Below are 21,384 nucleotides of genomic sequence, written 5' to 3' on the forward strand. Positions count from 1 at the left end.
ATGCACCATTCTTCTCTATTTACCTATATTTATATTTTTTATAATTTATTATGGTATAGATATTGATTTAAAATGTATTTTGCAAAATGTTAAATTAGGATTTTTAGGGGTTTGAAATATTTGTTTATTCCCTTTCTCTGAATTCACATAATTTTCAAATATTAAAAGTGCATATGGTGAGATTTGGTATATAATAAAATTAACCCGTGGTTATAGTGTTTGCTCCGATTCGAATTATGAGATAGTTTGTTTTAACTTTTTTACATTATCTAAAAAAGAACTTGTAGAGATTCCTACAAGTTCTTTTTGTTTTTCTGATTGAATTAAAGCAGAAACTGTTGAACATCTATTTATCAAAAAAAGAATAGTTCTTTCCGTGTTTCGCAGTACATTAAAACCGCAGAAGGTAATATTATAAAAAACTTTAGATATTTCATGATAAGTATCCAAATGGGGCAAGTGAAAATGAATGTATTGTTAAGTTGATTTTTATATTTTTAAGATACTTTCAAATATATCTGAATTTACCTTAGTGAAGGAAGAATAAAACCTAATTATATCTTTAGCTAATTTTAGAGTGATATTTGAATAACTATTAGCAAAATATTGATTAAAATCATATTTTTTTTCTAAAATTACTTCATGCTGAAAGATTTCCAAATATCTAATTATATCTTTAGCTAATAATGGCTCTGTAATTATTGTTAAAATTAATTCTAATAATGGCTGATAATACAAAGGTTTAATATCATTTTCTTCAACATTAATGGTTTCGTTCGGCAAATAAGTATTTACCATACTTTTAATTTCCCTAAGGATATTTTTCTTTTGGTTGTATCCAGTTACTCCTCCATGTATATATTCAAGCACTGCTTGGGGTATGTCTGCAATATTTCTATGTAGAACATAGTTGCAACATTCAAATATAATTCTTGTTAAAAGAATTATATTTTCAAGAAGAAGAAATAAATGGCTCTTATTATTTCGTTCGAAACATTTGTGGAATTGATTTTTATTTAACATCGTAAGAATTACGTTTAAATTTACATGATTTGAATTATACCAATATCTTTGGCTTATATACTGATATATTTTCTTGTACTCCTCAGAAAGTGACCCTATAATTTTTTCCCTCTCTATATAATATTCTTTAGAGAAAAGTTCATTTATTGAAGAAGTATTATATAATTTTTCTAGTTCTAAGAGATTATTGTTATCTATAGCATAAATATTCATTGAGTCTAAAATAAGACGAATATGATCAGTTACATTTTTTTTTATTAAAAATCCTTTATCTGCGTTAGTAAACTCCATAATTCCTTTTAACCAAAAAACCCTCTCTGTACTCTTGACCTGTCTTCCAGATTTACAGTCAGCGATATATTTATTTATAGAAAAATCCGTATTCAACAGCTCTCCATATACATCTAAATCCGTTAAATCATGTTTCTTTAAATTATCTACATATGTATTTGTTGAATAGGCCAATACTGGAATTTCAGATCTAGTCCAAAAACCCATTTTCCATAATATCCTTTGGAATCTTATTTTATAATCAAAATCTTTATCGTTAGAAGACATCAGGTTCACCACCATTAAACAAAGTATTTAATGTAAGATTTATTATCTTTTGTGAGGAATGAGATTTATTCAAAGGTTGTTTTTCAGATAAAGCTTTTCTTACATTATTTATATTAGTGAGATTTGGAATGTACCCTGTAAATTCATATGAAGAAAGATTTCCTCTTTCAGACCATGCCTCTTCAACAATACCTCTAGCCATCTCTGGATCAAAATCAGATTGAGAAAATAATATTTTTTTAGCCAATTTAACAACATTGTGTGCATATTCACTTTCAGATAAATAAAATCTAAAGCGCCCTGGCATTACTTCAATAATTTTACCAAGACCACAATCTCTTAATACTCCATATTGAGCTTCGATATCTGAATGTGGATTCTTTCCAATATAGCCTCTAGTTAACAAACTTTCTAAGAACTGAGCTGGATTCCTTAAATGACCATAAGCTGAAAATTTTTCTCCATATCTAACAGCTGCTACAACAAATCTAGCGTGTTTTAACATTTGTCTATCCTGACTATCAGTAAAAGGGCTAAACATAAAGTTTACTCTCCCACCAGAAGCATCTATAGCTGGGGTATGATAAATATTACTTGTCATCATTTCTAATAAAACATCATTATTAATATTATTTAAATTAAATACTGGATAACCAGGGAAGGATTTAAGAAGTTCGAAAGTCTTTTTTACATCTTTATCAGGGAACTTACTAATTAAACTAATGACGTCTTGTGGATTTTCTTCCATATATATAGGTGAATAAAACATTTCATATCCTGTAGAAGGATTAACATAGCTACCAATTAGACCACCTTGAGTTCCTAAATCCATTATTAAAGAGGATTCGTTCGAGTCTAAATCATACGTTGTATTAAATTGGTTTTTATGTATTGCTTCACTTGATAACTTACTTATAATACTAACCATTTTTTGTTCGAATTCCGCAGGGTTAGATAATTCCCATTGTTGCCCTAGTCTTTCGTATGTAGTTTGAAAATTACTTAATAAAACTTCAATTTTGTCAGGATTTTGCTTTGATCCTATGACCTTCACATATCTAATTTCATCTAGAGTAGAAAGTATTGATTCTAATTCTATAGCAGAAATCCCTAATTTAGAAGCTAAAGCAATTAATCCATCATAGTTTTCTATTACTTGGAGACCTCTTAGGTGGGCAGCCAAGCTAGCTGCTTTCCCAATAGATGTTGTTTTTCTTAGCTTTATATCTATTATAGCGTCATTAAATCTATATAATCCTGATTGTATATCTAAACTTCTTACACCAATCTCAGCATTTTGCATAAAAAATATCCTCCGATTTAATATAATATCCTCTTATAATATTACATTTATTTTACATTTTTATCTATAACAACTTAAAGTGTACTCTTCCACATAATTAAAAGTTATGTAGAATAATATTTTTACCTTTACAAATGGATGTAATATTATTATTAATTTATACAATTATTGTGGATTTTGTTTGGGGTATTTGGAATTTAAAATGTACGAAATAATTGATTGAAATGGCGTCATATATATATTCTGTTACATATACAGATTAAAAATCTGGAAAGAATCTATTTCGTAGTTTGAATTTTTTTTAGTAGGTTATGGAAACAATTAAGGAAACGGGATGCTATTCTGATACTTACAGAATGATTTGAGGAATGCTCTAACATATTTAAAGATTACAAAGGAAATGAGTTTTACAAAACATACAAAATGTTAAACTCATACAGCCCAGTAATATCGGTACGTATGCATGATATTACTGGGCTTTTATTTGGATATTCAACGGCGTGTTTTACAAATTATAGGGGTACCATGGCCAACTTATGGGTTAATAATTAACTCACGGTCAATTTATGAGTTAAAAAACAAAAAGGAACAGGGATATGTTGTATTATGTCGAAAACATAATTATAACAAAAAACAAACATTAACCTCTTAGAACAAATCAACGAAGTTAGCACGTTCTTCGCTGCATATTATCGGGATAGAGGTATCTTAAATTATTTCTCAATACAATATTTCTTTAAAAATGAACCCCTTATAAAAATCATGATAACATTATAGAAAAGGAGGTTAGCAACATGCAAAATCCAAAATGTGATAAATGTGGATCTACTAATCTTAAAGAGGGGAAAGTAGGATACGGTTACCATGCTTATATTTATGAAAATATAATTAGTACAATCTTCAAAGGTGGGAAACGTTCTAAACTACTGACTACATTTTGTCTTGATTGCGGAGAAGTAATTTCCTTTAGGGTTGAAGAACCGAGTGTATTTAAAAAATAATATATATTTTATATAACAAAGGCACTCGAACTAATGAGTGCCTTTGTTATATAAAACTATTCATTTGAATAACATTTTTGCTCCTATAACAAAATTGTGCAAAAGAACAAAGAGAGAAAAACCAAACATCGTATATTTTATTTGTGGCTTAATATCTAATTTTAGGATTAATATAGATACACATATAACGATAAATGCGCTTGAAAAATACGTAACGTAAGATGGTAGAGACATATTAGAGTATTTTAAAATTACATATCCACACAAGGATAATATTAAAAAAAATACAATCATAAATGTAGTAACCTCCTAAATAAAAGAAAACAATGAATATACATTGTTTTCTTTTAAGAAATTATTTTATCTACCTGAAATTTGAACAATATTTACTGGATTCCAGTTACTCAAATATATTTTTGTCCCTTTACTAGTCATTCTATAATCCACTTCGTTTCCTACCCACCAAAGACCTGCTGAAATTAATCCCGCCGCTAAAGCAGCTGCCGCAGCTTGAGGTACACCCATGGCTGCTACATAACCAGTGATAACAGCGACACCCGCTGCACCTGCTGCCCATTTATTACAGTTGTATACAAATGTCTTCGATTCAGAGTTACTTAAATAAAAGTTCCAACCATAAAAATCACTATCCCATGTCCAACTAGGAAGAGTTGAATGATTTGAAGGAGCAACCGTTTCTAATGACAATAAATTCGTATTTGCATTAACATTGACCTTCACGTTACCAGATGCAACTGCTATATTAATAGCTTCTAAACCTTTTCTATACTGATTTAAATTTTCCTCAGTAGTTCCGAGTTGTTCCGCAGTTGCATTAAGTGCAAGTGTACCATCTACATTCTTCACAAAATATTTCTCTGCTTTTTGTGCAATATCGTACATCTCTTGTTCATTGTTAAACTTAATTTCTGCACTTTTTTCGTTTTGGACCTCTTGAACAGAATTTGTTTTTTGTACTTGTTTTTCATTAACAGCCGCTAAAGATGGCGAAGCAGAAAGAACCAATAATGTCGATACAATAGTACCAGTTACAAATTTTTTACTTATCATTCGATTACCCCCTAGAAATATTTTACAAATACAAGAATATATTACCGTATTTTTAGAATATTTGTATTGTTTATTAATTTGATAAATAAAACACAGAATATTCGGTTTTTTATTTATCTAGATACAAATAATACTATCTACAATATAAAACTTTTACCAATCCGCCCCCCAAAAAAACATTCAATGTTAAATAATATAAAAATATCAAATAGTATACACACCAAAAGGTACACCTTTTGGAACATATTTCAAGATTAAAAAGAAAAATGAGTTTTACAAAACATACAAAATGTTAAACTCAAAAAAACCAGTGATATTATACAAATGTACTGATATCACTGGTTTTTTATATGGGTATTTGATGGTCAATTTTACAAATTATAAAAAATTACATGCTCAGTTTTACATTTTCACAATAATATTTTTGTAATATTATCTTTCTTTTCCCTCTGTTTGATTGGCTTGGAACTCCATTTTTAGCGCAATACTATCCCCTTGGAAAACGTTTTGATCTGTTCCGTTGTCCTCAAATATAAACTTTATCCAAAACCAATCCATTTTCCCAGGTTTTAACCCCCCTGTTTCAGTCCACTTAGAATGAAATACTTTTTTGGAGACAATCTCTGAACTTTGTGATTTTAGTTCTGCAAGGGTTGTCTCGTATGCAGGGCTTTTTGCAGGATCCCAATCCCAAAGAAATTGTACTTTAATATGTTTACCGAAATCTTCTGTAGTATTATTTTGTTTTAAGTCGTTTACAGTATAGTCTATTTTCATCATTAAATCTTTAATATCTAATGTACCACTATTTTTTAAATTGAATTTCTTTAATATTTTGTCCCCAGGTTTTAAATTTTCTAAGTTAAGTGAAGTAGTTGGTTGCATAGCTAAATCCAATGTACCTGCAGCAAATGTATTATTTGTTACAACTTGATCGCTAAAATATGCATATGTTCCCCCACCAATTAAAGACATACCAAGAGCGGCTGAAACCACTCCAACACCTAATTTCTTTTTCAATGACATTTTTGTTCCTCCCATATCATTTTTACAATTTTTCTCCCTAATTAACTAAAACGCTCCCCTTAATACAGGTATAGCATCAATTGTAAGAATTTTGTATTGAAATAAGAATATTACTTATTGAGAAAATTATGTTGTTATCTGTTTTCTATAAATTAAACGTACCAAAAATAGAAAGTTTGAATCCGGAATTTTCTTATTATATAGCGCTTAAATATGTTTTCAAAACTTTTGCAAAAACAAATTAAGATTAACTCCCCTTTATGATAAGAATTATTCATTTCTTTAGGATTATCAATACGATTCAAAAGGTACGCATTTGGGTAGACCCAAAACTGAAATAATTATGGAACACACTATGAAAATCCGAAGTTTTTCCGATCATTAGAAGATAAGTTGGCGAAAGCACAGCGTGTTCTAAAGGATCTTCTCGCTGGAATAAACAACGAGTAAAGGTAGCTAGAATTCATGAATACATATCAAATGCTAGAAAAGATTACTTGGACAAAATTTCAACTGAAATCATCAAAAACCACGATGTTATCGGTATAGAGGATTTGCAAGTATCGAATATGCTAAAAAATCATAAGTTAGCAAAAGCAATTAGTGAGGTATCTTGGTCGCAATTTCGATCAATGTTAGAATACAAAGCAAAATGGTATGGCAAACAAGTCATTGTCGTATCGAAAACATTTGCTTCCAGCCAATTATGTTCTTGTTGTGGATATCAAAATAAAGACGTTAAAAATCTAAACCTACGTGAATGGGACTGTCCTTCTTGTCGTACAAACCATGATAGGGATATTAACGCAAGTATCAATCTAAAGAATGAAGCAATAAGGCTTCTAACCGCAAGGACTGCGGGGTTAGCTTAATCAATTAGAGTTTGATAGAACTCTTTACTTAGGAATCCCTCACTTCTAAATGAAGTGAAAGTGGGGGTAGTTCAATAAAGTTAAAGGGCAATGGGTGTACCTGTAACGTACTGTTGATTCGAAAGGAAACACAATCGATTTTTGTCTAAACAAAACAAGAGATCAAAAGGCTGCAAAGCGCTTTTTTAGGAAAGCGCTGCGGCCTTTTCATGTTTCAAAGCCACGTGTAATAACAGTCGATAAGAATCCGGCTTATTCTATAGCAATTGAGTAGTTGAAAAAAGAAAAAGGCATACCTGATAGTAAGCAACTTAGACAACAAAAGTACTTGAATAATATAGTAGATGGACTTGTAACATAAAATACGATTCCGTTAGGAATATATATGTTTTATTCTCTTTTACTTTGTTTTTGCACCAGAACCAAAATACAAAGGGAGCAAGAAGAGCTACGTAACGTCAAGAGAAAATAAAGAAAGAGACAGAAGAACGACAATATATTCAAATACAGAAAGCGTAGCTATATAGAAAAAAGCGCTATGGAACAAATGAAACTTGTATCATGTCTATATATTGAAACCGTATTAAAAGTGAGGGCAGTTTTATGTTTATTCAAATAAGTTTGAGGTGTGGAAATGGAACAGAAGTTTATTGGAAAATGTAATCATGACGAGCTCGACTATGTTATTAAAGACTATTGGCAAGATGTATGGAATTATTCATTTATTATTACAAAAGATCCACACTTATCAGATGATATCACACAAGATGTCTTTATAAAGGTTTTTAAACATTGGCATTCGTTTCGAAAGGATTCATCTATTAAAACGTGGATATTAAAAATCACAAGAAATACAGCAATAAACTATTTAAAATCCGCTTATTTTAAAAGGATATCTTTAGTGGGATTTTTTAGTGACGACAAGCAGTCTTCTTCGGCAGAACAACAGTTTTTTAAACAAGAGGAACTAAATGAAGTGTGGGATGTTGTATTAAAACTACCTAAAAAACACCGTGAAATACTAATATTAGACGCAAAATATGAATTATCTTATGAAGAAATGGCTGAAACATTAGGTGTGTCAATTGGAACAGTCAAATCTAGATTAAGTAGAGCGAGAAGTAAAGTTTCAAAACTAATAGAGGAGGGTAGAAGTGATGAACAGTAAAAAAAATCCTGACTGGTATAGTAAATTGAAAAAAGGACCAATGGAGCATCGGAAAGATGAAGAAGAATATATTGATAAAATAAAACAATCGGTATATCAAAATAGTGAAGTAGATTCTGTAACATATAAGAGACCATTTCGAAAAAAAGCATTGCCTGTTGTAGTTGTTTTAGTTTGTACAATGTTATTTTTCATTGTTCAACAACCTTGGGTTGATGATAATAAATCACCGGTACAAAGTAGTACTCAAATTGAGCCGAAAACAAAAGATGAATCTGCTCAAGATGCATCATTGAAACAATTTATGAATGATTTATATCAAAGTACAAATTCAAAAAATGAAAATGATTTGTATAGAGCATTAAATGAGGAAGTTCTATTTAAAGGGAAGAGTTATAAGAAGGATGAATTGAAGTTTGATGAAGATATTTTTCATGAGTTGCAAGTCGCTCTTACAATGGGGGGAGAGTTTGCAAATGATACAAAGAAAGTATATAAAGTACCAAGTGGAATGACAGAAAGTAACCAATCAAAGCGAGACCATTATATATATGTAACTGTTACTGGAAATAAAACGAAAATTTTAGCTGAACCAAAACGAGAATCACAAATTTTATATGAAGTATCTAATGAAATTGTAAAAGCTTGGATTCCAGAAAAAGTGCAGAATGATGAATATATAAAAATATCGACATTTAACGGTAATACTGGGTATGTACAAAAAGAGTATGTTTTAACGGATATTAAATATTCATTTGTGTTCGAAAAGGATCATGAAGGTATGTGGAAAATAATAAATATAGATTCTATATGGTAAAAGAGGAAGGTTCACTTTAATGAACCTTCCTTTTTGTTTTTATTTTCTTATTGAAGTGTATGCCAGAACTCTAAAACTTTTGCTGTAACGAGAGCAGCGATGTTTTTTTCTGAATTACTACCAGGAATAACGACAGAAATGGCGATTTGTGGATTTTCGGTAGGAGCATATGAAATGAAAAGAGAATGATTTATCATTCTTTCTTGCTCATTAGGAGAACCTGTACTACCCGTTTTACCTGCGACATGAAAGGGTAAATTTTTAATCTCCTCTATATTCTGACCCATTCCACCTTGCACGACACTCCAAAATTCCATAGGATAACGATTTGAACTTTCTAAAAGGGGTTTAAACTTTTTTGTGTCCTTACCATCTTGACCAATAATAGCACTTACAATTTGAGGTTTATATTTATCACCTTTACTTGCCAAAGTTGCTGCATATTGAGCGAGTTGAAGGGGGGTATGCACTTCATTTTCTCCCCAAGAGGCATTTAATAAAGCGGAGATTCCCTTTTCAAACGTATTAGATGGATGGAATTCATATTGTCCGTATTCTTCAAAGGGTAAATCAATCCCGGTTTTAGAACGTAGGCCGAATTGCATTAAATAATCTGTCCATATATGTGCCACTTTTTCTATATTCCCATTATTTTGGTTGAATAAGGGCAGAGCTACTTTTGCTGTCATAAATGTGTTAGATGAATTAATGATAGCCTGCCTTGGTGTAATCTCACCTGTTGGCGTTCCAGGTGCATTCGAAATGTTATTTTGATTATCATACTGAAAGGCACCCTTATCTAAATAAGTATCTTCAGGTTGAAAAAGCTTTTCGTTTAATCCAATTAAAATAGTAAGCGGCTTTATAGTAGAGGACATATTTACATAAGATTCACCATACTTTAATTTTTGAATTGTTTTATTTTGCGAAAGTGATTTAAAGTTTTCATTTTTAGATGATACATGTGTATTTGGATTAAATACTGCCGAGTTGGCCATAGTTAAAATTGCGCCAGTTTTTACATCGCTCACTACAGCATAACCAGCTTTAGCATCAGGTATTTTCTTAATTTGAGATCTTAATGCTTCCTCTGTTTTTTGCTGCAATTTAGAGTCTAAGGCTAGCCGGACATCTTTTCCTTTTTGTACGTTTTGAATGTTCCAGAAGAACTTTTTATTACCAATCTTAAAAATAAGAGTTTTTCCTGGTTTTCCTTTTAAATCATTTTCATATTGCAGCTCAATCCCACTTTTTCCAACAAGCATATGCTTTGAATGAAGGTCATTTTCTACATACCCAATTACCTGCGAACCAATTTCGTGTTTAGGATAATATCGAATCCATTCATCTTTAATTATTACATTATTGGGTTTGTTTTTGTTTATGAATGCAAGTTCGTTCTCAGTTATATCAGAGTATAACGGTATATCATTCATAGTCTGCTTTTTACAAGATTGTTGTAATTGAGATTTTATGTTCTTTGTAGAAATATCATGTTGAAACTTGCTTGAAAATTGATTAAAAAAAGCTAATGTGTTTGTTGTGTCTTGTTTCGATAGCTTTTCATCATTAGAAGTGCAATATAGAGACTTAACTTTCTTATTTGTAGCTAGTATTACACCATTTTGATCAAAAATCTTTCCTCTTTCAGCTGAAGAAGTTGCGATAGTAATTGAAATGAAGTTGATTTTTAATAAAATTAGTAAAATCAAACCTACAATAGAAAGAACCGCAAAAAATCTCCATCTTTTTGTATGTAGCATATAACCCTCCCTTATGTAGCCTATTTCATCTTATATTTAATTATTTTTTTTGTAAATGTGGAACAACTTTATTGTTTAGGTTGTCTATTAAGTATTACAGCATGAAGAAAGGAATAATTAGTATGAAAAGTTACTAACAAGTCCATTTATAAGTTTAATATGAGTCATTATACAGTTTAGCATTTCTAATGTAAGCAACAAAAAAATAGAGAGAAAAACAAGAAAGGCGATTTATCAATTACTGGGCTGTACCCTATGCCCATCAAGCTAATATTTTCAGGAACCCCCAAAACAAAAATTTTATCTTTTGACAGTTATTTATGTAAATTCAGCTCGTATTTTTGAACGGCATGACGATTTTATCTTATTCAGCCTTGTTTAAAATTACTTCCCTAATGAATAAATCCTACATCTTTTGCGAGCCTTTGAAGATCCAAAGCTCGATTGTTGTATTAATAATCACTATATAAAATGCATATGTACAAAATTATATTCATAAAAACAGAGGTGTAAAATGAACATTATTTTCAATCTAATCGCTAGTTATGCGATTCCTACGATACTACTGACACTCTTGTTACTATTTGTATTTGTTTTTAGTTATTTTGTAGTATACAAAAAGATATGTAAAAGAGAAAAAAAACTAGATGAAGCTAAACAGTATCAAAAATATTATTCTCATAATCTTGGGAAATTAAGAGTCTATACCTATTTCGCTGGATACGACAATAGAGGAGACTTCACTCATTTCCGTAGTTTGTTATTGAAAATGGGATAAGAGTTAAATAAAGAAACAGTAACTTTATAACAAAATAGTTATTTGCGCGACACGTTTCCTTATAAGTGTGTAAACACGAAATAGGAGGGTTATCAATTTGATAACAACAACTGATTGACTGAAAGTAGGAATGAAAGCCGTCAAGTTGAGCTGAAACTACTTATCTAATACTCCTACATGCAAGGCGTGATAGTAGTCACAAATTGTATGAAGCTAGGTGAAGTCGGCTGAACAGAACCTAAGTGAGAAATCATATGGTAATGGATAGGTCGGGATGCTACAAACTATCTATGGTGAGAATGTCCTAACGGACTGGCGAACTTGCGAATGTACGGGTCTAAACTATTAATACATTAGAAATGTGTATGTCGTTAATGACGACGTTATCTACCGAAAAGTAAGAGTAAATAATATGAAATTCGGAGCATCCAACGATGAGGATGTAAAGATAACAGGCTTACAGCAAGCACCTAAGGATATATGTATAGCTAAGTCAATCGGAACGTGGTAAGCAAGAAGCTGTCAACAACGCCTACTAGCGGACAGATGCATATAAGGTTCTAACGAACCGAAATTGCTTTATTCTTGTGAAGGTGGGGACACAGTACCGACGAAGCGTGTAATGAATGTGGAGGGATAGTCCCTAGTCTTGTTCTTTGAAAACTAAATCAACTGGATGTAACTCACAGGATCGAGTAAGATGATGTGACTTTTCATAAGAAAAGGGAATTAATACGTTGGTGAGTACAACATTGTTTGTAATCTAGTTGCTTTAGTATAAAAGGATAAGATGGGGCGCTGTATGCGGTGAAAGTCGCACGTACAGTGCTAAGCGGGGGAAAAGATGGCGATAACTTCAAAGTCTTACCTATCGCAACTACGAAAAAAGGCCCCGTTGTCTCCAACAGGACCTTTCCTAAAATGGCAAAGAGTAACTCTTACCTTACTCTTCTGCTATATAATACATAAAATACGTATAGATGTGTAGAACAAGAAATTCCAATACAATTATTTTGATATATAAATTAAGTGTTTTTCAGCAGGATTAAACATCAGGAATTAAATTACAAATGTTGATTTATCAATGAATATTAATGGTTTGATAGAAAGTGATGATTAATAAAGGAATATTATAATAAAAAAATATGAAATATTGCATATTCAATTAAAGTAGAAAGTGAGGAATAACAATGGGACAAGGAAACCGTGGTATAGCTTTTGAAAAGCTTATCAATCTAACTAATGAAATGTATCAAAGAGGGGGAGTGGCGCTTATAAACAAGCGTCCGACTCCTGGAAAGGTATTATTTTCGAATTTCCCCAAAAAAGTACGCTATTCTATGCAAATGACGTCCTACGTGAAAACACCGCATATCATTTTAAGAAAAGGTATTTAGAAAACGAAAAATCAACTCATCCGGCTGACGCGCCATTTCCCCTGTACAAGGATTCTCCCACCACAGAACGATATAATTATCGAAGAGAATTATGAGCCTTACTTGACGAAACAAATGATAGGAAATTCATGATGAGATATACATATTCATTATTGAAATTAGTAATAATAAAATGTATTATTGAAAAGCACTATTTATAATTCAAGTAATCAAGGCTATGTATCCATAATAATTTGAACATTCAGAAATTATAATATTATCTGAAAGTGAGGTGAGATTAATAGAAAAAGTACATATTAAATGGTATGGATTGTATAGTTTAAATGATTTTTATAGTAGAGAAGAAGCTTTTAAGAAGGGAATATTTGCAATCTCTAGAGTATATGCTAAAAATGAAACATTAATCTATATAGGAAAAACCAAAAGAAGCTTTATACAAAAGATAAGGGAACTTAATAAGGATTGGACTTTTGATGAAAGCGAATTAAAGATTACATTAGGAATAATAGAGTTTCCTAGTGGTGAAAGTTACTCTGAAAAAAAGGTAAAAGAGATAAAATCCCTTCTGATTTTACGACATACCCCAGTAGAAAACAACACATCTTTATTGTACCATAGAGGGCAGTTTAATTTAAAAATTATAAATAAGGGAAGAAGGGGCTTAATTGTTAAAAAGATTTCTACAGGAGATCTAATGTGGACGTAATTGGAATCATCTTTGAATAAAATTGAAGGTTTCTTACGAACAGGAGTTTATCAATTTTTAATGTATTAAAATATTTTTGAATAACATATGTCAGATGCTTGAAACAACACAAATTTTATTATGATATGAAATCTTGTATGGGAATTGTGATTTATTTCCATCGTTTAATAAAAATATTAAGAATTATAAGAATAATGCATAAAGATTTGAAGAGAAAATAAACTCGGGGGTTTAAAAAATGGGACAAGTAAGCAGGTTTCAAGAAAAACAACAAAATCGTCGTAAAAAGGTGGTTTTTAATATTGCATTTACTTTTGTATTAGTGACAGTTGGTATAGTGACATACCAGTTATTTGCCCCTTCTGATACATCAAAGAAAGCAATTGCTCAAGAAAAGAAAGCAACAAAGATAGAAGAGAAGAAACGTAAAGAGAAAGAAGCAGCGCAGTTAGAAGAGAAGAAACGTAAAGAGAAAGAAGCAGTGCAGTTAGAAGAGAAGGAACGTGAGGAGAAAGAAGCAACGCAGTTAGAAGAGAAGGAACGTGAGGAGAAAGAAGCAGTACTGTTAGAAGAGAAGAAACGTGAGGAGAAAGAAGCAGCACTGTTAGAAGAGAAACAAAAAGCAGAAAAATCGGTAAAAATGAACGAAAATGAAAATAAAGAGGGAGAAAAAACGGCATCTCAAGAAAAGGGTTCTCAAACTAATCCTTCTTGGAAGCCAATTGGTACAGTGCAAGGAGCAAAACCTGAAATGAAATTTAAAGAAGGAACAGTAGATTGGAGTGAGATGAAAAAAGCAATTTCTTATGCTGTTGATGTTCCAGAGAGCCAATTGATTTTCGATTTTATTGGGAATAATGGTGATAATAAAGCCTACGGTAATGTACGAGATAAGCAAAGTAATAAAAAATATAAGGTTGATATTGATTGGGTAGAGAATCAGGGGTGGAAACCAGCATCTGTTCAAGTGGTGAAATAAATAATAGAAATGTAATTATGTGTTTAAAAGTTTACTTTTTTAAAAACTCCAAAAAGAGTCCGTATCAATCAGGACTCTTTTTGTTATGTTGACAGCATTTATTACTTGGACTCATTTGTTAGATCCTGATGCGGACCAACTTTGATGACCAATAAAGTCTCAACTCGTGTGAGTGTTCATCGATTAACCAAAGAACAACAAAAAAACGATTACAGGATCAAGTTGTACGAGAGAATAGAAAGGAATGAAATATTCTCCTCGTAGTAAACGACTTAGTAGTATCGATCTTTATATGACCAACACTCCTGCACCTGGATAAACCAATGAAAAGCTCAAGAAAAGAAAGCAACAAAGATAGAAGGGAAACAAAAAGCAGAAAAATCGGTAGTTACATGTGAATTATTTGAAAAATCTTCATTATAAATTTATGCTAACTTCACATAGAGCACATATTAATATTTTATTATTTATATGTAATAAAAGAATAAATAAAGTGAATTGTATTTCGTTCTGTTTTTAATAATTTAAAATTCTATTATTTTTATATAAAGGTTTCACATCGGAGTTTTAAATATTTTGGAAATAAATCAAAATAAAAGGAATTCATATAAAAGGGGAATGTCCTATGACAACATATACGAGTGAAATGAGAAAAAGTTTAGTTTCAGAAGAAGATGTAGATATTTTAAAAATTATGGCGCATCCAATCCGCTTACAAATTGTAAATGAATTAAGTACGAGAAAAACGTGTAATGTAACACAATTAACAGAATTACTGAATATACCACAATCGACAGTTTCACAACATTTATCAAAAATGAAGGGTAAAGTGTTACGAGCTGAGCGAAAAGGTTTAGAAATTTATTATCATATTCATAATTTAAAAGCGAGTAAGATTGTAAGTGTTTTAGGATATATAAACTAATGAAGTATTTTCATATAAAATAGCCGCTGCTGGTGAGAAGGGGCTATTTTGTGTTGCTTTATGTATTTGCATTTGAAATTTTATAGTTTTTATGATTTACAATGGTTCGATCAAATTCAAAAGTACCACCGCTTACTACAATCATATCCCATAATAATAGTTCCTCCTTTAGAGAGGGGATAAGTAATGGCATATACTTTAAATGATATTTGTATCGATGTGTGTCTTATAGTTACGTTTACTCCTAGTGGCAGGGTAGAATCAATTGTAAGTGGTGGAGAAGAGTGTGGATCTAGTCCTAGTATAGTGATTAATTCTGATGGCTCAATTACTATTACATTACCATTTGTAGCTTGTTATCCCTCGTATTAAATGACGACTTAAGTGTTGGGCATCATTAACAAGCTTGTCTTTTAAAACTTCTTAAGTGAGGTACTAATTTTATAATACCTAGATTAATAATATTGTTTACTTATAAATAGAGTACTTCATTAAAAATCATTTTTATTTCTGCTTTAATAGGGACAGAATTACATGTATTAATGGATTTTATTGCTATAAACGGATGGCTGAGTAAAGAGATATCAGAGTTATTATAGGTTTATTTTAAAAAAATAGATAATTTAGGAAGACCACTTCCTTTATTGAAAGGGGTGGTCTTTTTTATGTTGAGGTTGTATTCTCGTAAACAGCTGTTGTAGTTTTCGAAAAATGTTTGCTCAATTAAAGATATGAAATTTACCTGAATAGAGATTTTTCTCGGAATAGTTTGGAGTTTTATGCCCTTGTACAAGAACAAAAAGTTTGGATGAGTTTGAACTTAGCTAATTTTAGCCTGATAGGCATGTGTTACTCTCCCAGAATTGAATAATTAAATTGTATAATTGAAAAAGCGTAGAAATTAAATCTTTCTACGCTTTTTCTTATTGATAAAAATCAACTATTGTTCCAAATTTTTAATATAAGATTTTACAGCTTGTAATAAAAATTCTTCTTGCCCCATACCTGCATCCACTGCCATTTTCACTACTTTTTGCTTGAATTCATGATCTGCATGAAATGTTAATGCCTCTACATTACTTTTAAAGTAAATACCTTCTACATGTGGAAGTATCGTGCCAGATTTCATATGAGAATGTAAGTGTTTAATCTCCTCTTGAAACTGCAATGGATCAACTTGTAATACGAAAGGTTTAATTTCTAATTTAATAGTATCTGATGAAATACTCAATCGCATATTTATGACACCTAGCTCTTTATAAAATAAATTTATTAGATTATAAGTAATGGAATTAAATAGCTGAGGTTTTTTAAATGAAAAAGATAAATACCCTCGTTTTGTAATCACAGCTTGTTTACGGAAAGGTTCTAAGGAGTAATCATGTTCTTTATACGTGGATAGAGGGAAAATTTCTTCGTCTTCTGTAAGAATTTTGCCGTCTGCTCCATTGATCTCTATTACTCTCGCTATTTTTCCAGTATGTTGATTTGTTAATAATTGATATAAATATATATCTTCGTCTTGAATCTTAGCAATGAATGTTTTTCGCTCTTTTGAGGTAGTTTTTTCATAAGTAAGTTGAAAAGTTTCAAGGTCATCTTTATCAATGATATATACTTCTTTTCCACGCTTTTCAATCTTTGAAGCAGGTAGTTTTCCAGATTTGATATATGTAAAGATAGTAGATGGTGCTACATTAAGAATCTCAGCTGCTTCTTTTGTACTATAACCCTCAATCTCTTCGCTATTTTTTAAACGTTCAATATCCTCTAAGTAGAAAATCTTACTACCGAATTGCTTCCAGTTATCTTTATATACACATTCTATTAATCCATCTTTTTCTTTCTTTAAAATTGTTTGTACTGTTACTCCTAATAAGTCGGCTGCCTCTTTTGTTGTTACAGTAGGTTTTGTAATGAACAATAAATCCTGTGTCATGCAAGGACACCTCCATAACTATTGTTTACTAGTATTTTAGATATGTATATATCATATCAGAATATGAGATATATTTAAAATGAGAAATAGAATTTATTAAAGTTCTTATGAATTTTTGTAGTTTAAAAGTATTTTTGATTTGTTTTATCCTTTAATGTGTTTTTAAATTTATCTTCATTGTAAAATGGATTTAAAATATAAGATATTATCTATTAAAAGATATCTATTTACTAATAAATTATAAAAAAATATACGTATAGGATAATAGAGAAGAATGTAGGATTCTTATAGAAAGAAAATGAATTATCATTTGTATAATGGATAAAAGTAAAATAAAATAATATGTATATGTAATAAAGAGAATTATATTCATAGTCTTCAATAGGAGAGGTGAATTCGAATTATGGGTAATAACAATATAAAAGAAAATATACCTATTATAAACGATAAGAGTAAGTATATGGATACATATGTAGAGAATATAAGTGGTATCATTCCTTATCTGCATAACAATGGTTATGTAGATAAGGTGGAAGAGAAGATGGAGGTTGCAGAAAAAGAGGGGAAGAGTAAGTATACGTATTTAAGTGATATAGAAGTCATTTATCATTTTGTACATTTACAAAAAGATATGGATGAAAAGAAGAATAGAAAAGAGGATACGAAAAAGAGTTACGTGTCCGAAATCTTATCATTTTGTCAGTGCATGGTGCAGCATGCAGAAGAATTTGAATTGAATGGGGAAGAGGTACAACAAAACGAATCTTTATTAAAAACATTACAGCCTTGGCATATTCGTAAATACAATTCTTGGTTGAAGCAGGTAGATAACGGTAGGAATGGGGATACGTACGCGGTCGCAACTCTTGCGAAGAAAACAGTGCTCATTCGTTCTTTTCTAAAACATCTCCATGTATTTTCTTATATTGAAAAGCCTCTTCATGAAGAACTGCAGCGTGCAAATGTAAATGAACAGGATCGGCCAAATCGGGATCTATCTTATGATGAAGTGATGAAAATTTTGGGTTTTTATAAAGAAAAAGGGCATTTAGTAAACTATACAATCTTACTAGCTCTAACGAGTACTGGTGCAAGAATTCAAGAATTGTGTACAACAAGAGTCAAAGATTTACACTATGACGGAAAGTACTGGTTAAAAGTAACGGGTAAAGGAGATAAAGTGCGTGAACTTTTCATTTCGGAACATTTGTATCAATGTATTTGTGAAATGAGAAGGAGAAGAGGGTTCCAAACTGTATTGGATCGAGGAGATGAAAGTCCTTTATTAGTAAATCAAAGGGGTAATTTTTATAATTCAAAAACCTTATCGAATCAGGTAACAGATATGATAAAAAAGACAAATTTAGAGTTTCTAAAGTATCGTGAAAATCCTGTAACGGCGCATACATTCCGTCATGCTTTTGCAATTATGGCAGTTGAACAAGGAAATGCGGATCTATATCATTTAATGCAGACCTTGGGACATGAAAATATTCAAACAACAAAAATCTATTTAGAGAAACATATGAAACGGAAGAATAATGTGGGTACTTCATTTGCAGATATGTTGATGTAAATATATAACGTTAAAACCTTCATTTAATTATATATTTTTTACATAATTAAATAAAGATTTACTTGTTCAAAAAACAAACGGAAGCATTGTTATTGTGTAAAGAAAATAGATTTTAATTCCACCTGTAATTAAATGTAATTGAGTAGATGAGTTTAGAAAATACTAGTAAACCTTAGTGCATTTAGCTTAGAGAAATTAAAACGTGAAAATAATTTTGTAAGTGAAGAAATTACAAAATACCTATTTTGTAGGGGAGAGGAATAGGTATCAGGACGGTATAACTTACACTAGGATAAAAAGAAAAGTATCTTTTAAATGGATACTTTTCTTTTTTGTACGTGAAATAGGAAAAAAGTAATTTATGAATATAAAGGTGGTAAAATATATTCTAATTAATTCATTTTCCACACTAATCCTATCCATGCCGTTTGCAAATAAATCGTATAAGTACTTCAAAGTTTAAAGAGTACAAGATCGTTCTTTATTCAATCAATCTTCAAACCTCGATTTAATATTTTCTATTCTTTTGGAACTTAGTTCCCGTTTACTTCTTACAAATGCAATAAAGTCAATTAATTCTTCAGTGGATAATACTTCTCCGTCTATTAAAAGTGTTTGGTCTGGCTCTTTCAGTAGTTTTGTGATTTCAATTATATCTTTGATTTGATGTGAATTTTCAGTGCGGCCTATTATATAATCTACGGATGTATCAAATAAATCTGCTATTTTGGCTAAAGATTGTAATGAAGGTAATCTATATCCATTTTCATACCCAGCATAGGTGCTTTTCGCAATCCCAAGTCGATCTGCTGTATCTTGTAAGGACCATTTTTGATTTTTTCTTAACTCAGATAAACGTTCCAGCATTCGTCTCATACCCCATCTATTTTTATTAAATCAATTATAACATAGGAAAATAATCAAGAACAGAAAAAAGTACGCGTATTGAATACAAAACCTTGATTATTTCAAATTAAGTTCTATAATGATAAGTATAAATACGCATTTCGCGAACGATATATATTTGTTTATTTTATGGAGGTGTTGTGTATGAAGAGGATTTTATTACTTGCAACTGGTGGAACAATCGCATCTGTGGAAGGAAATGAAGGGCTTGTTCCAGGATTATCAGCTGAAGAATTGTTAAATTATTTTTCGAATTCATTCCAAAATTTAGAAATAGATTGCAAAATTTTAATGAATATTGATAGTACCAATATGCAGCCTGAGCATTGGATAGAAATAGCTAATGCTGTTTTTAATCACTATGATGATTACGACGGGTTTGTGATTACACATGGGACAGATACGTTAGCCTATACATCTTCGGCGCTTTCTTATATGCTTCAAGGTTTAAGAAAACCAGTTGTTTTAACAGGTTCACAAGTACCTATCAGTTTTAAAAAAACAGACGCAAAGAAAAATGTAGCTGATGCCCTTAGATTTTCTTGTGAAGATGTTGCGGGTGTGTTTATTGTTTTTGATAGTAGGGTCATTATTGGGACAAGGGCTGTTAAAATGCGAACAAAAAGTTATGATGCGTTTGAAAGTGTGAATTATCCATATGTTGCTGAAGTAAATGAAAATGAAGTGAAATATCATTGGAAGCCAACTATTTCCCATGATGAAATCGTAGTAAATACTAATTTATGTACAGATGTTTTTCTTATGAAATTGTATCCAGGTACAAAGCCGGAGATATTTGATTGTCTAAAAGGGTTGTATAAAGGAATTATTATTGAAAGCTTTGGTAACGGTGGATTGCCTTTTGAAGGAAGGAACTTACTTTCGAAAATTCAAGAACTGACTGAAATGGGGATTGCTGTAGTGATTACTACTCAATGCTTGGAAGAAGGCGAAGATATACTTCTCTATGAAGTAGGACGGAAAGTGGCGCAGCATCAAGTGATATTATCTGGAGATATGAATACGGAAGCAATCATGGCAAAATTGATGTGGACGCTAGGAAAAACTAATAAATTAGAAGAAATTAAAGAAATTATGGAAACGTCTTTAGCATACGATTTAACACTTAAATCTGACAAGGATTGGTAATGATTTTATATGGTCTTTTAAGGTTTTACATTTAATATGGGAGAGAAATTAATATGTCAATTACAAACGAGAACATGCGAGTGGAGAAGGATTTTTTGGGGTCAAAAAAATTACCTTTCAAGTCATATTACGGAATTCAAACTTTACGTGCTGTTGAAAATTTTCCAATCACAGGGTACAAAATTCATGAAGGTTTAATTAGGGCATTCGCAATTGTAAAAAAAGCAGCAGCGCTTGCTAATACAGATATAGGAAGATTGGAATTGAACAAGGGTGGCGCGATCGCAGAAGCTGCTCAAGAAATTCTTGATGGAAAATGGCACGATCATTTCATCGTCGATCCAATTCAGGGCGGAGCAGGTACTTCAATGAATATGAACGCAAATGAAGTCATGGCCAATCGTGCTCTTGAATTATTAGGAATGGA

General features: G+C 31.1%; 16 protein-coding genes and 7 pseudogenes. 15 read left to right on the forward strand and 8 right to left on the reverse strand.

What is annotated here, in order from left to right; genetic code table 11:
• Positions 1-489: 489 nt before the first annotated feature.
• Together RBB48_RS29555 and RBB48_RS29560 are read right to left on the reverse strand one after the other, a co-directional pair.
• A complete protein-coding gene (locus tag RBB48_RS29555) occupies positions 490-1,581 on the reverse strand; it encodes a hypothetical protein (RefSeq protein WP_306008670.1) in 1,092 nt (363 codons plus the stop codon).
• Positions 1,571-2,884, reverse strand: coding sequence for a hypothetical protein (locus tag RBB48_RS29560; protein ID WP_306008671.1), 1,314 nt, complete (start codon positions 2,882-2,884; stop codon positions 1,571-1,573). The genes RBB48_RS29555 and RBB48_RS29560 overlap by 11 nt, the downstream gene beginning before the upstream one ends.
• 794 nt (positions 2,885-3,678) lie before the next feature.
• Between RBB48_RS29560 and RBB48_RS29565 the strand changes: the two genes are divergently transcribed.
• Positions 3,679-3,885: a hypothetical protein gene (locus RBB48_RS29565; RefSeq protein WP_098200663.1), complete on the forward strand. Its 207-nt coding sequence runs from the start codon at positions 3,679-3,681 to the stop codon at positions 3,883-3,885.
• A gap of 360 nt (positions 3,886-4,245) precedes the next feature.
• Here the strand turns inward: RBB48_RS29565 and RBB48_RS29570 are convergent, their stop codons facing one another.
• On the reverse strand, positions 4,246-4,956 hold the full coding sequence (locus RBB48_RS29570; protein ID WP_306008672.1) for a hypothetical protein: 711 nt from the start codon (positions 4,954-4,956) through the stop codon (positions 4,246-4,248).
• A gap of 432 nt (positions 4,957-5,388) precedes the next feature.
• A complete protein-coding gene (locus RBB48_RS29575) occupies positions 5,389-5,982 on the reverse strand; it encodes a TasA family protein (protein ID WP_306008673.1) in 594 nt (197 codons plus the stop codon).
• A gap of 345 nt (positions 5,983-6,327) precedes the next feature.
• On the opposite strand from RBB48_RS29575, the pseudogene RBB48_RS29580 reads away from it, so the two are divergent.
• The 4 genes and pseudogenes from RBB48_RS29580 to RBB48_RS29595 all read left to right on the forward strand — a co-directional run.
• Positions 6,328-6,854 (forward strand): annotated as a pseudogene (locus RBB48_RS29580) (RNA-guided endonuclease TnpB family protein); the annotation flags it as partial.
• A gap of 76 nt (positions 6,855-6,930) precedes the next feature.
• Positions 6,931-7,200, forward strand: a pseudogene (locus RBB48_RS29585) (DDE-type integrase/transposase/recombinase); the annotation flags it as partial.
• A 288-nt stretch (positions 7,201-7,488) separates the two neighbouring features.
• Positions 7,489-8,022 (forward strand): RNA polymerase sigma factor, encoded by a 534-nt coding sequence (locus tag RBB48_RS29590; protein ID WP_306008674.1) that lies wholly within the window; start codon positions 7,489-7,491, stop codon positions 8,020-8,022.
• Positions 8,012-8,839 (forward strand): SH3 domain-containing protein, encoded by an 828-nt coding sequence (locus RBB48_RS29595; protein ID WP_306008675.1) that lies wholly within the window; start codon positions 8,012-8,014, stop codon positions 8,837-8,839. The genes RBB48_RS29590 and RBB48_RS29595 overlap by 11 nt, the downstream gene beginning before the upstream one ends.
• Before the next feature lie 47 nt (positions 8,840-8,886).
• On the opposite strand, the gene RBB48_RS29600 is transcribed toward RBB48_RS29595, so the two are convergent.
• Positions 8,887-10,602: a peptidoglycan D,D-transpeptidase FtsI family protein gene (locus RBB48_RS29600; RefSeq protein WP_306008676.1), complete on the reverse strand. Its 1,716-nt coding sequence runs from the start codon at positions 10,600-10,602 to the stop codon at positions 8,887-8,889.
• Positions 10,603-11,116: 514 nt separating this feature from the next.
• On the opposite strand from RBB48_RS29600, the pseudogene RBB48_RS29605 reads away from it, so the two are divergent.
• The 6 genes and pseudogenes from RBB48_RS29605 to RBB48_RS29630 all read left to right on the forward strand — a co-directional run.
• Positions 11,117-11,248 (forward strand): annotated as a pseudogene (locus RBB48_RS29605) (VanZ family protein); the annotation flags it as partial.
• A 1,322-nt stretch (positions 11,249-12,570) separates the two neighbouring features.
• A pseudogene (locus RBB48_RS29610) lies at positions 12,571-12,693 on the forward strand (Holliday junction resolvase RecU); the annotation flags it as partial.
• A 355-nt stretch (positions 12,694-13,048) separates the two neighbouring features.
• Positions 13,049-13,483 carry a hypothetical protein gene (locus tag RBB48_RS29615; RefSeq protein WP_002004029.1) on the forward strand — a complete coding sequence of 145 codons (435 nt, stop codon included), beginning with the start codon at positions 13,049-13,051 and terminating at the stop codon, positions 13,481-13,483.
• Between the two features lie 238 nt (positions 13,484-13,721).
• Positions 13,722-14,462, forward strand: coding sequence for a YrrS family protein (locus tag RBB48_RS29620; protein ID WP_306008677.1), 741 nt, complete (start codon positions 13,722-13,724; stop codon positions 14,460-14,462).
• 144 nt (positions 14,463-14,606) lie between these two features.
• Positions 14,607-14,769 (forward strand): annotated as a pseudogene (locus RBB48_RS29625) (IS4 family transposase); the annotation flags it as partial.
• A 318-nt stretch (positions 14,770-15,087) separates the two neighbouring features.
• Positions 15,088-15,387, forward strand: a complete 300-nt coding sequence (locus tag RBB48_RS29630) for an ArsR/SmtB family transcription factor (protein ID WP_000214796.1) — start codon at positions 15,088-15,090, stop codon at positions 15,385-15,387.
• Between the two features lie 58 nt (positions 15,388-15,445).
• On the opposite strand, the pseudogene RBB48_RS31815 reads toward RBB48_RS29630, so the two are convergent.
• Positions 15,446-15,526, reverse strand: a pseudogene (locus tag RBB48_RS31815) (DUF2187 family protein); the annotation flags it as partial.
• A 47-nt stretch (positions 15,527-15,573) separates the two neighbouring features.
• Between RBB48_RS31815 and RBB48_RS29640 the strand changes: the two are divergent.
• Positions 15,574-15,814: pseudogene (locus RBB48_RS29640) on the forward strand (hypothetical protein).
• A 513-nt stretch (positions 15,815-16,327) separates the two neighbouring features.
• Here the strand turns inward: RBB48_RS29640 and RBB48_RS29645 are convergent.
• Positions 16,328-17,326: a helix-turn-helix domain-containing protein gene (locus RBB48_RS29645; RefSeq protein WP_306008678.1), complete on the reverse strand. Its 999-nt coding sequence runs from the start codon at positions 17,324-17,326 to the stop codon at positions 16,328-16,330.
• Positions 17,327-17,729: 403 nt separating this feature from the next.
• Here RBB48_RS29645 and RBB48_RS29650 point away from each other — a divergent pair, with 403 nt between their 5' ends.
• Positions 17,730-18,902: a tyrosine-type recombinase/integrase gene (locus RBB48_RS29650; protein WP_306008679.1), complete on the forward strand. Its 1,173-nt coding sequence runs from the start codon at positions 17,730-17,732 to the stop codon at positions 18,900-18,902.
• 489 nt (positions 18,903-19,391) lie between these two features.
• On the opposite strand, the gene RBB48_RS29655 is transcribed toward RBB48_RS29650, so the two are convergent.
• Positions 19,392-19,769, reverse strand: a complete 378-nt coding sequence (locus RBB48_RS29655; protein ID WP_306008682.1) for a helix-turn-helix domain-containing protein — start codon at positions 19,767-19,769, stop codon at positions 19,392-19,394.
• A gap of 183 nt (positions 19,770-19,952) precedes the next feature.
• Here RBB48_RS29655 and RBB48_RS29660 point away from each other — a divergent pair, with 183 nt between their 5' ends.
• Both RBB48_RS29660 and RBB48_RS29665 read left to right on the forward strand, forming a co-directional pair.
• The gene (locus RBB48_RS29660) at positions 19,953-20,957 is read left to right on the forward strand and encodes an asparaginase (RefSeq protein WP_306008680.1); all 1,005 of its coding nucleotides are present in this window, start codon (positions 19,953-19,955) and stop codon (positions 20,955-20,957) included.
• A gap of 53 nt (positions 20,958-21,010) precedes the next feature.
• Positions 21,011-21,384 (forward strand): lyase family protein (locus tag RBB48_RS29665; RefSeq protein ID WP_306008681.1); only part of this gene is annotated, 374 nt, incomplete at its 3' end.

The sequence above is a fragment of the Bacillus sp. MMSF_3353 genome (assembly GCF_030733445.1).
Classification (GTDB): Bacteria; Bacillota; Bacilli; order Bacillales; family Bacillaceae_G; genus Bacillus_A; species Bacillus_A wiedmannii.

What these genes read in the sequence shown, in the direction of transcription:
- RBB48_RS29555 (WP_306008670.1), bottom strand. Translation starts at nt 1,581, where the DNA reads ATGTCTTCTAACGATAAAGATTTTGATTATAAAATAAGATTCCAAAGG.
- RBB48_RS29560 (WP_306008671.1), bottom strand. Translation starts at nt 2,884, where the DNA reads ATGCAAAATGCTGAGATTGGTGTAAGAAGTTTAGATATACAATCAGGA.
- RBB48_RS29565 (WP_098200663.1), top strand. Translation starts at nt 3,679, where the DNA reads ATGCAAAATCCAAAATGTGATAAATGTGGATCTACTAATCTTAAAGAG.
- RBB48_RS29570 (WP_306008672.1), bottom strand. Translation starts at nt 4,956, where the DNA reads ATGATAAGTAAAAAATTTGTAACTGGTACTATTGTATCGACATTATTG.
- RBB48_RS29575 (WP_306008673.1), bottom strand. Translation starts at nt 5,982, where the DNA reads ATGTCATTGAAAAAGAAATTAGGTGTTGGAGTGGTTTCAGCCGCTCTT.
- RBB48_RS29590 (WP_306008674.1), top strand. Translation starts at nt 7,489, where the DNA reads ATGGAACAGAAGTTTATTGGAAAATGTAATCATGACGAGCTCGACTAT.
- RBB48_RS29595 (WP_306008675.1), top strand. Translation starts at nt 8,012, where the DNA reads ATGAACAGTAAAAAAAATCCTGACTGGTATAGTAAATTGAAAAAAGGA.
- RBB48_RS29600 (WP_306008676.1), bottom strand. Translation starts at nt 10,602, where the DNA reads ATGCTACATACAAAAAGATGGAGATTTTTTGCGGTTCTTTCTATTGTA.
- RBB48_RS29620 (WP_306008677.1), top strand. Translation starts at nt 13,722, where the DNA reads ATGGGACAAGTAAGCAGGTTTCAAGAAAAACAACAAAATCGTCGTAAA.
- RBB48_RS29630 (WP_000214796.1), top strand. Translation starts at nt 15,088, where the DNA reads ATGACAACATATACGAGTGAAATGAGAAAAAGTTTAGTTTCAGAAGAA.
- RBB48_RS29645 (WP_306008678.1), bottom strand. Translation starts at nt 17,326, where the DNA reads ATGACACAGGATTTATTGTTCATTACAAAACCTACTGTAACAACAAAA.
- RBB48_RS29650 (WP_306008679.1), top strand. Translation starts at nt 17,730, where the DNA reads ATGGGTAATAACAATATAAAAGAAAATATACCTATTATAAACGATAAG.
- RBB48_RS29655 (WP_306008682.1), bottom strand. Translation starts at nt 19,769, where the DNA reads ATGCTGGAACGTTTATCTGAGTTAAGAAAAAATCAAAAATGGTCCTTA.
- RBB48_RS29660 (WP_306008680.1), top strand. Translation starts at nt 19,953, where the DNA reads ATGAAGAGGATTTTATTACTTGCAACTGGTGGAACAATCGCATCTGTG.